General features: G+C 69.4%; 13 protein-coding genes. 7 read left to right on the top strand and 6 right to left on the bottom strand.

Annotated features, from left to right (window positions below):
- Window positions 1-108 precede the first annotated feature (108 nt).
- Together ACRDPS_RS21930 and ACRDPS_RS21925 are read right to left on the bottom strand one after the other, a co-directional pair.
- Window positions 109-795 (bottom strand): hypothetical protein, encoded by a 687-nt coding sequence (locus tag ACRDPS_RS21930; RefSeq protein WP_431503787.1) that lies wholly within the window; start codon window positions 793-795, stop codon window positions 109-111.
- Complete coding sequence (locus ACRDPS_RS21925; protein WP_431503786.1) at window positions 792-1,019, bottom strand: hypothetical protein; 228 nt, start codon at window positions 1,017-1,019, stop codon at window positions 792-794. The genes ACRDPS_RS21930 and ACRDPS_RS21925 overlap by 4 nt, the downstream gene beginning before the upstream one ends.
- Window positions 1,020-1,107: 88 nt before the next feature.
- Here ACRDPS_RS21925 and ACRDPS_RS21920 point away from each other — a divergent pair, with 88 nt between their 5' ends.
- Window positions 1,108-1,413, top strand: coding sequence for a thiamine-binding protein (locus tag ACRDPS_RS21920; protein ID WP_431503785.1), 306 nt, complete (start codon window positions 1,108-1,110; stop codon window positions 1,411-1,413).
- Window positions 1,414-1,429: 16 nt separating this feature from the next.
- Here the strand turns inward: ACRDPS_RS21920 and ACRDPS_RS21915 are convergent, their stop codons facing one another.
- The 3 genes from ACRDPS_RS21915 to ACRDPS_RS21905 form a co-directional block, all read right to left on the bottom strand.
- Complete coding sequence (locus ACRDPS_RS21915; protein ID WP_431503784.1) at window positions 1,430-1,921, bottom strand: (2Fe-2S)-binding protein; 492 nt, start codon at window positions 1,919-1,921, stop codon at window positions 1,430-1,432.
- An 8-nt stretch (window positions 1,922-1,929) separates the two neighbouring features.
- Window positions 1,930-4,251, bottom strand: coding sequence for a molybdopterin cofactor-binding domain-containing protein (locus tag ACRDPS_RS21910; RefSeq protein WP_431503783.1), 2,322 nt, complete (start codon window positions 4,249-4,251; stop codon window positions 1,930-1,932).
- 195 nt (window positions 4,252-4,446) lie between these two features.
- Window positions 4,447-4,656 (bottom strand): hypothetical protein, encoded by a 210-nt coding sequence (locus tag ACRDPS_RS21905; RefSeq protein WP_431503782.1) that lies wholly within the window; start codon window positions 4,654-4,656, stop codon window positions 4,447-4,449.
- Between the two features lie 95 nt (window positions 4,657-4,751).
- Between ACRDPS_RS21905 and ACRDPS_RS21900 the strand changes: the two genes are divergently transcribed.
- From ACRDPS_RS21900 to ACRDPS_RS21875, 6 genes are all read left to right on the top strand, one after another.
- Window positions 4,752-5,195, top strand: coding sequence for an NUDIX domain-containing protein (locus ACRDPS_RS21900; protein WP_431503781.1), 444 nt, complete (start codon window positions 4,752-4,754; stop codon window positions 5,193-5,195).
- A gap of 19 nt (window positions 5,196-5,214) precedes the next feature.
- Window positions 5,215-7,164, top strand: coding sequence for a 1-deoxy-D-xylulose-5-phosphate synthase (gene dxs, locus ACRDPS_RS21895; protein ID WP_431503780.1), 1,950 nt, complete (start codon window positions 5,215-5,217; stop codon window positions 7,162-7,164).
- Between the two features lie 8 nt (window positions 7,165-7,172).
- Entirely contained in the window at window positions 7,173-8,288 is a 1,116-nt protein-coding gene (locus ACRDPS_RS21890; RefSeq protein ID WP_431503779.1) for a sugar diacid recognition domain-containing protein, read from the top strand.
- Between the two features lie 201 nt (window positions 8,289-8,489).
- Window positions 8,490-9,863, top strand: a complete 1,374-nt coding sequence (locus tag ACRDPS_RS21885) for a GntP family permease (protein WP_431503778.1) — start codon at window positions 8,490-8,492, stop codon at window positions 9,861-9,863.
- A gap of 3 nt (window positions 9,864-9,866) precedes the next feature.
- Window positions 9,867-11,012 (top strand): glycerate kinase, encoded by a 1,146-nt coding sequence (locus ACRDPS_RS21880; protein WP_431503777.1) that lies wholly within the window; start codon window positions 9,867-9,869, stop codon window positions 11,010-11,012.
- Between the two features lie 235 nt (window positions 11,013-11,247).
- Window positions 11,248-11,472, top strand: coding sequence for a hypothetical protein (locus tag ACRDPS_RS21875; protein WP_431503776.1), 225 nt, complete (start codon window positions 11,248-11,250; stop codon window positions 11,470-11,472).
- Between the two features lie 65 nt (window positions 11,473-11,537).
- On the opposite strand, the gene ACRDPS_RS21870 is transcribed toward ACRDPS_RS21875, so the two are convergent.
- A partial coding sequence (locus tag ACRDPS_RS21870) for a 3-hydroxyacyl-CoA dehydrogenase NAD-binding domain-containing protein (protein ID WP_431503775.1) occupies window positions 11,538-13,322 on the bottom strand: 1,785 nt, incomplete at its 5' end.

Below are 13,322 nucleotides of genomic sequence, written 5' to 3'. Positions count from 1 at the left end.
ACCCCAGCTGGGGTGGCGGGCCGTCTGCCATCCGTACGTCGGGGAGCTCCGCAGGGTTACGCGCCGGCACCCCATGTCGAGCTCCCCGTCGTGTCGGGAAGCGGCGCCTCAGGTCAGCGACGCGATCCTCGTCCGGCTGTCCTCTTCCAGGGTGGCCAGGAGGGCTTCGAAGGGCTCCTCGTGGTCGCCGGCGGCGGCGACCACCTCCCCTAGGGTCTCGTCGGAGAGGCCGGCGAGCATCGGGTCGAGCACCGAGGGCTCGTCGAGGAAGAGGGCTACCTGGATGATCTCGGAGCCGGAGGCGCCGTCCATGACCTGGAGGGATACGTCCGGGCCGACGACACCGGTGAACCTGGCCAGCGTCAGCAGGTGACCATCGGCGAGGAGCCTGCGGCCGACGTCGACGACCAGCGCCTCGTCGAGCCTCGCGATGATGCCCTCTACCCGGCTCGGGTCGAGGTGGACGGAGAGCTCGGAGAGGAACTCTGGCTTCAGGTGGCCGGCGAGCTTCGCGGCGTCGGCCGGGTCCATCACCGCCGCCACCCGTGCGCTGAGCATGGGTCCCATCGCGATCTCGGTGATCTTCGCCGTTACGGCGGCCGGGAGCTTCTTGCTGACCGCGGCGAGCCCCTTCACCCGGGACTCGTGGCGGCTGAACATCGCGTGCGAGACGATCCCGCGAAGGTCGCGGAGGTCGTCGGGGGAGGTGGTGGCGAGGAAGGCGAGCTCGGTCTCGTCCACGTGCATCTCGTGGGCCAGCTTGGTGATCTCCAGCGCGCTGGTCAGGGCGGTCATCGTGCACCTCCGAGCATCTTCTGGACGACCCCGCGCAACATCTTCGGCACCAGCTTCAGCGCCTCGTCGAGGGAGGCTTCGAAGGCCTTGTCCTCCGCGGTCATCGCGCCCTGGGCCAGATCGTTGAGCCGGCCCAGGTGCTGGTCGTCGTACGCCTCCAGCGGCGCGAGCCGCGCAGCCGGCACGCCCAGCGTCGCGGCGAGCCGGTCGAGTCCCTCACTCATCTTTTCCTTCCACCGCAAGCGGCACCCTCGGCCCTCCCGGCTGCGCCACTATATGCATGCGCGTGACGGGACTGGATACTGTTTCGGCATGCTCGCCGCCTTCTCGATCGCCCCGACGACAACCGACGACCGCGATGGATCGGTGGCGGCCTCGGTCGCCGAGGCGATCCGCATCGTCCGTGAGTCCGGACTGCCCAACGAGACCAACGCCATGTTCACCAATCTCGAGGGTGAGTGGGACGAGGTGATGGCTGTCATCAAGCAGTGCGTGGACGCCGTCGCCGCTGTCTCTCCGCGGGTCGGGCTGGTGCTCAAGGCCGACATCCGGCCCGGCTACACCGGCCAGCTCACCGCGAAGGTCGAGCGGATCGAGCAGGAGCTCTCCGCCGACTAGAGACGAAGACTGGAGGCTAGAGCCCTCGGGCCATTGCCTCCTGGCCCGTCTTGATCGCCTCTCGGATCCGGGAGTAGGTGCCGCAGCGGCAGACGTTGCGGATCGTGTCGAGGTCAGCCTCGTTGATCGCCCGACCCTCGTCGCGGACCATGTTGACCAGGGCGACCGCGGCCATGATCTGGCCCGGCTGGCAGTAGCCGCACTGGGCGACGTCGTGCTCGAGCCAGGCCTCCTGCATCGGGTGCAGGCCGTCGCCGTCGGCGGTGTCGGCGAGCCCCTCGATCGTGGTGATCTTGTCCTCGGCGCCGATGTCGGAGACGCGGACCGAGCACGGGTTGAACGCCTTGCCGTTGATGTGGCTGGTGCAGGCCTTGCAGACGTTGATGCCGCAGCCGTACTTCGGACCGGTGACACCGAGCACGTCGCGAAGCACCCACAGGATGCGTACATCGTCCTCGACGTCCACCGTGACGGTCTCGCCGTTGAGCTGGAAGGTGTGAGAAGGCATCGGTGACCTCAGAACGTGTAGGCGAGGCCGTCGGTCGGCGACTCGGGGACGGACGGGATGAAGGGCTTGGGCTCGAAGTGGAGCGGGTCGCGGAAGTTGATCGGGAACTCGGTCGGCATCTTGCCGGTGGCGCGGGCGTACGCGCAGGCGACCGCGGCCATCGAAGCTGCCACGCCGGCCTCGCCGACCCCGCCGGGCTGGGTGCCGTGCGACTCGATCACCTCGCACTGGAAGTCGAACGGCGTGTTCCACTGCCGGGTGTAGGCCGAGTTGTCCCAGCTGGCCTCCAGGAACTGGCCGTCGACCAGGTGGTTGCTGTAGGTCAGTGCTTGGCACATCCCGTCGGAGAACCCACCCATCATCTGGGCCTTGACTCCCATCGGGTTGATCACCAGACCGACGTCGGCGACCACGACCGCCTTCGTGACCCGGGGCCCGGTGACGCCGTCACGTACCTCCCGGTTGACCGTCTCGGGACGACAGTCGAGCTCGACGAGGACGGCGGTGGCGCCCTTGTACTCCTTGTGGACGGCGATGCCCTGCGCCGTGCCCGCGGGCATCTCGCGGCCCCAGTCGCCGAGCTCGGCGGCACGGTCCAGCACCCCCTTGACGGTGCCGCTCTTGAGATGGTCGCGCCGGAAGGCGACCGGGTCCTGCTTCAGCTTCTTGGCGAGCTGGTCGACCATCAGCTCGCTGGCGGTGGCCACGTCGGGGGAGTAGATGTTGCGCACCGAGCTGGTGTTGAAACGGTCGACCGCGGGCTTCGGCTCGTTGAGCAGCTGGGTGATGACCCCGAAGTTGTAGGGCAGCTCCTGACTGAGCACGAAGATCGACTCGGAGAAGGACAGGTTGGACAGGCCGGGCGGCAGGGCCGCCACCTCGGCGGTCAGTCGCTCCCCGAGACCGTGGGTGAAGTCGCAGGCCACGCTGGCGTGGCGCTGCTCGAAGGTGAGGACGTTGCCCGCCAGCACGGTCGCCCGGATCCGGGAGACCGCCATCGGGTGCACCCGACCCTGACGCGGCTCGTCGGCCCGGTGCCACATCAGCTTGACCGGTGCTCCGAACGCCTTGGAGGCATGAGCGGCCTCGACCGCCGCGTCGCTGAACAGCTTGCGGCCGAAGGAGCCGCCGCCCTGGACGACGTTGACCTTGACGCTCGTCTGCGCGAGGCCCAGTGCCTTGGCGACCCTGCCCTGGGCGTCGATCGGTGACTTCAGGCCGCCCCAGACGGTGGCCTTGCCGTCGCGTACGTCGGCGACCGCGCAGTTGGGCTCGAGCGCGGAGCCGCTGCGGAAGTGGAAGGTGAACTCGCCGTCGACCGAGGTGGCTCCGAGCTTCGGTGCCACGAGCGGGATCTGTCCCGCGCGCAGCTCGTCGCGTACGTCGTCGGCGGACATCGTCGTCACGGTGCCGGAGTTCCAGGTGATCTCCAACGCACGGACGGCGTCGATGCACTGGCCGAAGGTCTTGGCCCGCACCGCCACACCCGTCGGGATGATCTCGACGTGGGTGACGCCGGGCATGGTCTCGACGGCGCTCTTGTTGTTGATCGCGTGCGCGGTGCCGTTGAGCTCGGGCGCCCGGCACACCATGGTCGGGAGTGCGTTCGGCACGTCGAGGTCCATGGCGAACTTCTTCTTGCCGGTGATCGCCTCGAGCGCGTCGACGCGCCGCTGCGGGGTGCCGACGACCTTGTGCTCGGAGGCGTCCTTCAGCTTCACCTCGACCTTCTCGGTCGTCGGCGCGGCGGCCTTCGCGGCGGCCTCCCCGTAGCTCACCGAGGAGCCGTCTGGGGCGATGATCTGGCCGCCCTTGGTGGTCAGCTGGGCGAGCGTGTCCCCGAGCAGGATCGCGCCCGCCTCCAGAAGCGCCTTGCGGGCGATCGCGGCGGCGACCCGGACCGGCGTGTACATCGAGACCATCGTGTTGGAGCCGCCGGTCAGCTGGTTGAAGAGCAGCTCGGGCCGGGCCGGCGCCAACGTGACGTGCACGTGGTCGAGCGGGAGGTCCAGCTCCTCGGCGATGAGCATCGACATGGCAGTGGTGATGCCCTGGCCGACCTCCATCCGGGGCAGCGCGAAGTTGGCGTGCCCCTTCTCGTCGACCTCGATGGCGATCAGGTTCGACGTCGGCTGAGCGCAGTGGGTCAGGAAGTCGTTGAGATCGTAGTGCTCTGGAATCTGAGGCGGCGATGGGATGACCGCGGCGTGGGCGGCCGATGGGGCAAGGCCCAGGTCTGCGGCGGCGATGAGCGTGGTGCCACCGATGACGTACCCGACGAAAGATCGTCGGGAGACCCGAGCAGGGCCGTCCGAGTTATGCGTCCCCATGTGAAATCACTCCTGGCGTGGGCGAGGTCCGAGATTGTGACCCCTGACACATAACACCATTCACCAGGCGTGCGTGGTTTGAGAAGGGGCGCGCCGCAATTTGGTTGACACAGATATCAATGAGGCGCGCGCGCCTATATATCCAGGTAGATGCGGGCCTGGGTATCTCCCCGAGCACCCCGAGAGGGAGGCGGATCAGGCGGCTGCGGGCTTGCGTCCGATGAACCAGTAGGCTGCTGCGCCGAGCAGGTTCGTGCTGCCCCACAGGCGCCACAGGAGTCGCGGTCCGCGGATCTCGTCGTCGGAGCGCTTCTGGAGGTCGCGCAGAACAACCGGCGCGACGGCCGCCTGAACGACGACCGCGCCGGTGGTGAAGATCGCCTTCTGCTTCGTGGTCAGTGCCATGTGGCCAGTCTTTGCTGTGGTTTGCGTCCCGTCAAGGGACGTACGTCTCGGGCAGGGCCGAGGCTGGACAAGCCGACGAACTAGGCTCGCGCCTCATGACCGAGTTCGCCGCCGTGATCCTTGTCGACCCGCGTGGGTGGGTGCTGCTCCAGGAGCGTGACGAGCATCCGCGGATCGCGCCGGAGAAGTGGTCGTTCTGCGGAGGCCATCTGGACCCGGGGGAGGATCCCCTGACCGGTGCGGCGCGCGAGCTGGAGGAGGAGACCGAGGTCCGGCTGAGTCCCGCCGACCTGGAGCTGGTCGCCGTCCACGACGTCCACCATCCCGAGACCGGGACCGACGACAAGCTTCACCTCTACGCGGCCGGCGTCGCCCTCACCGACGCTGACATCGTGTGCCACGAGGGTCGTCAGATCGTCTTCGTCGACCCGGTCGAGGCGCCTGACCTCGACCTCAGCGACTCGGCTCTGATCGGGCTGCCGCCGTTCCTCGGGTCGGCGCAGCATGCCGAGCTATCCGGGTCGGCGAGACTCAGGTAGGAGTCGTAGAATCCGGGCCATGGGTCTCCTCGAACGCATCGGCGCGCCACAGGATCTACGCAATCTCTCCGACGACGAGCTCGAGCTCCTCGCGAGCGAGATCCGCGACCTGCTGATCAGGACGGTCGCCACCAACACCGGTCACCTCGGGCCGAACCTCGGCGTCGTCGAGCTGACCCTCGCCATGCACCGGGTCTTCGACAGCCCGCGCGACCGGATCGTCTTCGACACCGGCCACCAGTCCTACGTCCACAAGCTGGTCACCGGACGAGCCGGCGACTTCGGCACGCTGCGCCGCGAAGGCGGGATGAGCGGCTATCCGAGCCAGGCGGAGTCCGACCACGACGTGGTCGAGAACTCGCACGCCTCGACCTCGCTGTCCTACGCCGACGGGATCGCCAAGGCGTTCACGATCCGGGGCGAGGACCGGCACGTGGTCGCCGTGATCGGCGACGGCGCCCTGACCGGCGGGATGGCCTGGGAAGCGCTCAACAACATCGCGATCCAGCACGACTCCAAGCTGGTCATCGTCGTCAACGACAACGGCCGCTCCTACACCCCGACCATCGGTGGCCTGGCCACGGCCCTGACCGCGCTGCGTACGAACCCTCGCTACGAGCTGCTGCTCGACATGGTCAAGCGCCGCCTCAACGCCGTGCCGGGGATCGGCGCGATGGCCTACGACGCGCTGCACGCGGTCAAGAAGGGGCTCAAGGACGCGGTCGCGCCCCAGGGGCTCTTCGAGGACCTCGGCCTGAAGTACGTCGGGCCCGTCGACGGCCACGACCGGCAGGCGCTCGAGCAGGCGCTGACCTCTGCCAAGCGGTTCGGCGGACCGGTGATCGTGCACGCGATCACCCGCAAGGGCTACGGCTACGACCCGGCCGAGCGCCACGAGGCCGACCAGTTCCACTCGCCGGGTCCCTTCGACGTCCAGACCGGTGCCGAGAAGCCCAAGGGCCGGATCTGGACCGATCACTTCTCCGACGCGATCATCTCCCTGGGGGAGCGCCGCCAGGACATCGTCGCGATCACCGCGGCCATGATGCACCCGGTGGGGCTCGACAAGTTCCAGACCAGGTTCCCCGAGCGCACCTTCGACGTCGGGATCGCCGAGCAGCACGCCGCCACCTCGGCCGCCGGCCTGGCCATGGGCGGCCTGCACCCTGTCTTCGCGGTCTACGCGACCTTCCTCAACCGGGCCTTCGACCAGGTGCTGATGGACTGCGCGCTACACAAGCAGGGCGTCACCTTCGTCCTCGACCGCTCCGGGGTCACCGGCGACGACGGCGCCTCCCACAACGGGATGTGGGACATGTCGCTGCTCCAGGTCGTCCCCGGGCTCCGCCTGGCCGCCCCGCGCGACGTCACCCGCCTGGGGGAGCTCCTCGACGAGGCCGTCGACGTCGACGACGCACCGACCGTGGTGCGGTTCCCGAAGGGTCCGCCGCCCGAGGACATGCCCACCGTCGCCAAGATGGGCCAGGCCGACGTGCTCGTGCGCAACGGCACCCGCGACGTCCTGGTCATCGGCGTCGGCTCGATGGCCGAGACAGCCATGGGTGTCGCCGAGCGGCTCACCGCCCAGGGGATCGGCGTCACCGTCGTCGACCCGCGCTGGGTCAAGCCGGTCGACCCGGCCCTGATCGAGGCTGCCGCCGACCACCGACTGGTCGTCACCATCGAGGACAACGGCGTCGCCGGCGGCGTCGGGGCCTCCTTCCTGCAGGCCATGACCGCCTCGGACGTACGCACCCCGGTCAAGATCCACGGCATCCCGCAGGAGTTCCTGGACCACGCCAAGCGCCCGAAGATCCTCGAATACATCGGCCTGACCCCGCAGGCGATCGCGCTGGACACCATCACGGTGCTCGACGGCGGCCTCTCGGACGACGCCGTTCTGCGCCTGGACGAGGCCGGCGAGCCCCCCGAGAGCGAGGGTCGCTCGCCGCGCCGGGCACGGCTCTGACAGCGGAGGTGAGCGCCGCGCAGCTGACCTCGGACCTGGCGCGGCAGGTCGTCGAGCGGACGATGAGCGTGATCGGCCACAACGTCAACGTGATGGACCCGCACGGGATCATCCTGGCCTCGGGCCACGACGACCGGATCGGCGCCGTGCACGAGGGCGCCCTTCTCGCGGCACAGCAGGACCGGGTCGTGGAGATCGCCCGCTCCGAGGCGCTGGCGTTGCGCGGGGTCCAGCCCGGGATCAACCTGCCGCTGCGGTCCCACGGCCAGCTGGTCGGGGTCGTCGGCATCACGGGCGAACCCGACCAGGTGCGAGTGCTCGGCGACCTGATCAGAGTGACCGCGGAGCTCATGGTCGACCAGGCCCGGGCCGCGGAGTCCCGCCAGTGGCGCTACCGGGAGCGGGAGGAGTTCGTCGGTCATGCGGCCGCCGGACGGCTCGCGCCGCGCGAGCTCGCGGAGTGGGCGGCAGGACTGGGCATCGACCTCGAGACGCCCCGCCGTGCCACCGTGATCGCACCGGCCACGCGGACGCAGGCGCACACGGAGGCTCTTCGCGGGCTGCAGCGGGACCTGGTGCAGGTACGCGGCATCCTGGTCGGTCGGGTGGAGCCGCAGGAGCTCGTCGTCTTCAGCCCCGCCGGCCGCTCTCGTGGCCCGAACCAGGATGCCGCCGCGCTGCTGCATGCCGCGGAGGGTCGTCTCCGGCACGCCACCGGTCGTGCCTTCACCGGGTCCGCCACCTTCGAGCAGGCGTACCTGACGGCCCGCGACACCCTGACGGTCACCGGCCTCATCGACTCCTCCGGCGGCGCGTACGACTTCGACGACGTGCCGCTGCTCGCCCTGGTCAGAGGCATGGGTGAGGGGTGGCGAGGCGACCTGCTCGCGGAGCCGTGGCAGCGGCTGGCGGAGGCGGACCGCTCCGGCGAGCTGGTGGCCACCTTCGGTGCCTACGTCCAGCACAACGCCAGCGCGACGGCCGCCGCCGGGGCTCTGCACGTGCACCGCAACACCGTCCGATACCGCCTCGCCCGGATCGGCGAGATCACCGGGCTGCGGATGGACCATCTGCCGGACGTCTTGACGCTCTACCTCGGCCCGGTGCTCGGCTCGGGTAGATAGCCCGGGTAGATAGCCCGGGTCGACAGAGGTCACCGTTGTGCGGATGCACAAGATCTGGCCACCGGCCCTTGGCCATCTGCCTGTGGACGTCATCACATCGCGACGCGGATGCTGTGCGGTACATGCCTGGCGCACGCCAAGCGCACGCCGGTGCGATCCCGTCCGACCGGCGCGTTCCTGTACGACGACGAAGGACCTTCCATGGCAGACCTGCTGATCCTGCTCGCCTTGGTGATCGGGTTGATCCTGCTCACCGCGTGGGCACGGATGCATCCGTTCCTGGCCCTCCTGCTGACCGCGATGGTCGGCGGCCTGGCCTTCGGGCTACCTCCCCTCACCGAGGGCGACACCCTGGGTGTCGTCTCGATCGCGACCGGTGGGTTCGGCTCCACACTGGGCGGTATCGGGATCGTCATCATCCTCGGCACGATCATCGGAGTCTTCCTGGACCGGTCCGGCGCCGCGATCACGATGGCCGATGCCATCGTGAAGGTGCTCGGCCGGCGGTTCCCGACGCTCACGATGAGCATCATCGGGTATGTCGTCTCGATCCCCGTCTTCTGTGACTCCGGCTACGTCATCCTCAACTCGCTCAAGGAGTCGATGGCCGCCCGCACCCGCACCAGCCCGGTCGCGATGTCCGTCGCCCTTGCCACCGGCCTCTACGCCACCCACACGCTGGTCCCGCCGACGCCGGGTCCGATCGCCGCGGCCGGGAACCTGGGCCTCGACGCCAAGCTCGGCCTGGTGATGGCCCTGGGGCTCGTGGTCGGTCTCGTCTCGGCCGGCGCGGGGGCGCTGTGGGCGACACGTTTCCGCGACGTACAGCCCGATGGTGTCTCGGACGCCGAGGTCGACCGGCGGATCGCCGAGTTCGAGAAGCTCGCCGGCACCGTCCAGCGGCCGGGCGCCGCCATGGCGTTCGCTCCGATCGTGATCCCGATCCTGCTGATCATGCTCGGCTCCGCGATGTCGCTGCCCTTCCTGCCCGGCACGGACACGATGGCCGCCGACGTGCTGCGCTTCGTCGGCCAGCCGGTCATCGCGCTGCTGATCGGCCTGGCGATCGCGGTCGCCGGTCTCCGCCCGACCAACCACGAGAAGACCGTGACCGACCGGGTCGGGGAAGGCATCGTCGACGCCGCCCCGATCCTCCTCATCACCGGTGCCGGCGGAGCGTTCGGCGCCGTCATCCAGGCGACCGACATCGGCAGCTACCTCGGCACCGAGCTGTCCGCGCTGGGTATCGGGATCATGGTGCCGTTCCTGATCGCCGCGGCGCTGAAGACGGCCCAGGGATCCTCGACGGTATCGATGGTCACCACCTCCGCCCTGATCGCGCCCCTGGTCGCCGACCTGGGTCTGGGCAGCGACATGGGACGTACGTTGGTGGTGCTCGCGATCGGTCTGGGCGCGATGACCGTCTCGCACGCCAACGACAGCTACTTCTGGGTGGTCAGCCAGTTCAGCCGGATGAGCGTGCCGCAGGCCTATCGCGCGCAGACGATGGCCACGCTGGTCCAGGGGATCGCGGGCATGCTCGTGGTCCTGCCGCTGTCGTTCCTGATCGCCTGAGCCGTGCGCGTCGTCATCGCTCCGGACTCCTTCAAGGGCAGCTGTGAGAGCCCGGCCGCGGCGGCTGCCATCGCGGCCGGCTGGCGGCGTGGGGCACCCGGTTGGGAGACCGTGACCCGACCCGTCGCCGACGGGGGAGAAGGCACGTTGCACGCCCTGGTGGGCTCCCTCGGTGGGGAGATCGTCTGCCTGACCGTCACGGGCCCGCACGGTCAGCCGGTCGGCGCGGAGCTGGGCCTGATCCCCGCCGACGGGCCCGGGGGCAGCGTGACCGGCGTGGTCGAGATGGCCTCCGCCTCGGGACTGCACCTGGTCGATCCCACGCCCGCGAGCGCCGCGGCCGCCACCACGTACGGCACCGGCGAGCTGATCAGGGCTGCCCTGGACGCCGGCGCCGAGCGGCTCATCCTCACGCTGGGAGGAAGCGCGACCACCGACGGCGGCGTCGGGATGGCCCAGGCGCTGGGCGTACGCTTCACCTCCGCGACCGGCGGTGGTCTCGCGCCCGGCGGCGCCGGCCTGCACGACATCGCCACGGTCGACCTCGATGCCCGGCACCCTGGCCTGGCGCGCTGTGAGGTGATCGCGGCCTGTGACGTCGACAACCCGCTGCACGGTCCTCGTGGGGCCGCCGCCGTGTTCGGTCCCCAGAAGGGCGCCGACCCGGCGACGGTACGGATGCTCGACGAAGGGCTGCGCCGACTCGGCGAGGTGTGCGGCTCGTTCGCGGACCCCGCGTCCCCGGGGGCGGGCGCGGCGGGAGGGCTGGGATTCGCGGCGCTGGCGTTCCTGGGCGCCGAGCTGCGCTCCGGCTTCGAGCTGGTCGCCGAGGCCGTCGGGCTCGCCACCGCGATCGCCGGCGCCGATCTGGTCATCACCGGTGAGGGCAGGCTGGACACCCAGTCGCTCGGAGGCAAGACGCCCGTCGGCGTGATGCGGCTGGCCCAGGCACAGGGTGTCCCGGTCGTCGCGATCGCGGGTGATGTGTCGCAGGGGTCGGACGAGGCGATCGCGGCCGGCATGACCGCGGTGTTCTCCGCAGCGCCCGGCCCGGGGTCGCTGCAGGAGGCGCTGGACCGTGTCGAGGAAGACCTCTCCCGGGTGGCGGAGTCGATCGCGCGGGTGTGGAGCGCTGCGGCTGGCCGCTGACGAGCTTCACCGCCATCGCGCGGGCCTGTCTCTGACCCTGAGACGGCGACGCCCGTGTGACGAGAGGTTGGTTTTCGCAGGTCAGGACGCGATGGTCGATGGTAGCGACGGCGTCTGACGTGCGGTGCTCCGACCGATGAGGCCGCATCCCGGGTCTAGAGTGTCTACGGTCCGGGGGCCGGCAAGCCCCCGGGATCGTCACCAATCTCAACCAATCAGCATTTCGGGGGAATCAATGCTCTACGACGACATCGTGGCCGAGTTCCGATGGTCACCGGAGCAGATGTCGGCGCCGTTCGACCTGCACGCGGCGAACGAGCTGGTCCGCAAGAAGATCGAGAGCCGGCGCGGTCCGACGCAGCCCGACGGGCAGAACCAACGGCCCCGAGCGCGCCAGAAGAGCGCGAAGGCGGCCGTAGCAGGCGGCGGGAGCAGCGCGCTGGCTGACAACAGCGTCTGAGCCCGGACCAGGGCCCAAATAGAACCGCCCCCGACCACATCGTGGCCGGGGGCGGTTCGTGACGGTCAGTGGAACTTCTTGCCGTTGACCGTCTCGGAGATGCCCTCACGGTCGAGGAGCTGGGTGATGCCGCCGTTCCAGAACTGGAAGCCGGCGCCGGTGATCATCGCCAGGTCGATGTCCTCTGCCGCCTGCGCGACGCCCTCGTCGAGCATCCGGCGGATCTCGTCGGCGAGCGCCTCCAGCGACTGCCGGCGGGCCTCCTCGGCGGTCTTGACCACGTCGCCGGAGGTCAGCAGGGCCTCGACCTCGGGGTCGAGGGTGCGCCCGTCGGGACCGAAGAAGGAGCTCTTCTTCGCCTCGACGACCTTGTGGAGGTTCTCGGAGAGGTAGAACCGGTCCGGGAACGCCTTCGCGAGCGTCTCGTTGTTGTGGTAGGCGATCGCGGGGCCGACCAGACCGATCAGCGCGAACGGGCCCATCGGCGCGACACCGGCGAAGGCCAACTCGACGACGTCGACCGGGGTGCCCTCGTCGGCGATCTTGGAGACCTCGCCCATGAAGCGGCCCAGGAGCCGGTTCACGATGAAGGACGGGCTGTCCTTGACCAGGATCGAGGTCTTCTTCAGCGACTTCGAGACCGAGAACGCCGTGGCCAGGGCAGCGTCCGACGTCTTCTCGCCACGGATGATCTCCAGCAGCGGCATCACCGCGACCGGGTTGAAGAAGTGGAAGCCCACGACCCGCTCGGGGTTCTTCAGGTCCGCGGCCATCTCGGTGATCGAGAGGCTCGAGGTGTTCGTGGCGAAGACCGCGGTCTCCGGCGCGACGGCCTCGGCGTTGGCGAAGACGGTCTTCTTGACGCCCATCTCCTCGAAGACGGCCTCGATGATGAAGTCGGCGTCGGAAAAGGACTCCTCGTAGTCGACCGAGGAGGTCACCAGAGCCTTGAGACGGTTGGTCGCGTCCTGGCTCGCCTTGCCCTTGGCCAGGCGCTTGTCGAGCTCGGCGTGGACGTACCCCACGCCCTTGTCGGCGCGCTCCTGGTCGAGGTCGACCATGACGACCGGCACCTTGAGGCGCTGGACGAAGAGCAGCGCGAACTGCGAGGCCATCAGGCCGGCGCCGATGATGCCGACCTTGGTCACCTTCTGGGCCAGCGCCTTGTCGGGGGCACCCGCGGGGCGCTTGGCGCGCTTCTGCACCAGGTCGAAGGAGTAGAGCGAGGCGAGCAGCTGCGGGGTCTTGGACATCGCCACGAGCGCGTCGTCCTCGGCCGCGAAGCCGTCGTCGCGGGTCGCGGTCTTGGCCAGGGTGAGCAGCTCGACGGCCTTCTTGGCGGCCGGGGAGGCATCACCGGTCTTGGCCCAGGCGAAGAAGCCGGCGTTCTTGGCCGCCTCGTCCCATGCCTCGCCGCGGTCGATGGCCTCACGCTCGACCTCGACATCGCCGTTGATGACCTTGTCGGCCCACAGCAGCGACTGCTCGAGGTAGTCGGCACCACCGAACATCGCGTCCGCGATGCCCAGCTCGTACGCCTCGGCGCCCTTGAGCACCTTGCCGTTGTTGAGCGGGTTCTCGATGAAGACCTTGGCCGCCTTCGCCGGACCGATCAGGTTCGGCAGCAGGTAGCCGCCGCCCCATCCGGGGACCAGGCCGAGCATGACCTCGGGCAGTCCGACGGCCGGCACCGAGTCCTGGATCGTGCGGTAGTCGGCGTGCAGCGCGACCTCGAGGCCACCACCGAGCGCGAGCCCGTTGATGAACCCGAAGGACGGCTTCTGGTTGGTGCCGTCGCCGTCGGCCAGCTTGCGGAAGACCGCGTGACCGAGCTCGGCGATCGTACGGAT

The sequence above is a fragment of the Nocardioides sp. genome, from assembly GCF_050699375.1.
Classification (GTDB): domain Bacteria; phylum Actinomycetota; class Actinomycetes; order Propionibacteriales; family Nocardioidaceae; genus Nocardioides.
The sequence above is the reverse complement of the archived record's forward strand: the minus strand, read 5'-3'. Positions and strand labels throughout refer to the sequence as shown.

What these genes read in the sequence shown, in the direction of transcription:
- ACRDPS_RS21925 (WP_431503786.1), bottom strand. Translation starts at nt 1,019, where the DNA reads ATGAGTGAGGGACTCGACCGGCTCGCCGCGACGCTGGGCGTGCCGGCT.
- ACRDPS_RS21915 (WP_431503784.1), bottom strand. Translation starts at nt 1,921, where the DNA reads ATGCCTTCTCACACCTTCCAGCTCAACGGCGAGACCGTCACGGTGGAC.
- dxs (WP_431503780.1), top strand. Translation starts at nt 5,215, where the DNA reads ATGGGTCTCCTCGAACGCATCGGCGCGCCACAGGATCTACGCAATCTC.
- ACRDPS_RS21875 (WP_431503776.1), top strand. Translation starts at nt 11,248, where the DNA reads ATGCTCTACGACGACATCGTGGCCGAGTTCCGATGGTCACCGGAGCAG.
- ACRDPS_RS21910 (WP_431503783.1), bottom strand. Translation starts at nt 4,251, where the DNA reads ATGGGGACGCATAACTCGGACGGCCCTGCTCGGGTCTCCCGACGATCT.
- ACRDPS_RS21885 (WP_431503778.1), top strand. Translation starts at nt 8,490, where the DNA reads ATGGCAGACCTGCTGATCCTGCTCGCCTTGGTGATCGGGTTGATCCTG.
- ACRDPS_RS21905 (WP_431503782.1), bottom strand. Translation starts at nt 4,656, where the DNA reads ATGGCACTGACCACGAAGCAGAAGGCGATCTTCACCACCGGCGCGGTC.
- ACRDPS_RS21930 (WP_431503787.1), bottom strand. Translation starts at nt 795, where the DNA reads ATGACCGCCCTGACCAGCGCGCTGGAGATCACCAAGCTGGCCCACGAG.
- ACRDPS_RS21900 (WP_431503781.1), top strand. Translation starts at nt 4,752, where the DNA reads ATGACCGAGTTCGCCGCCGTGATCCTTGTCGACCCGCGTGGGTGGGTG.
- ACRDPS_RS21920 (WP_431503785.1), top strand. Translation starts at nt 1,108, where the DNA reads ATGCTCGCCGCCTTCTCGATCGCCCCGACGACAACCGACGACCGCGAT.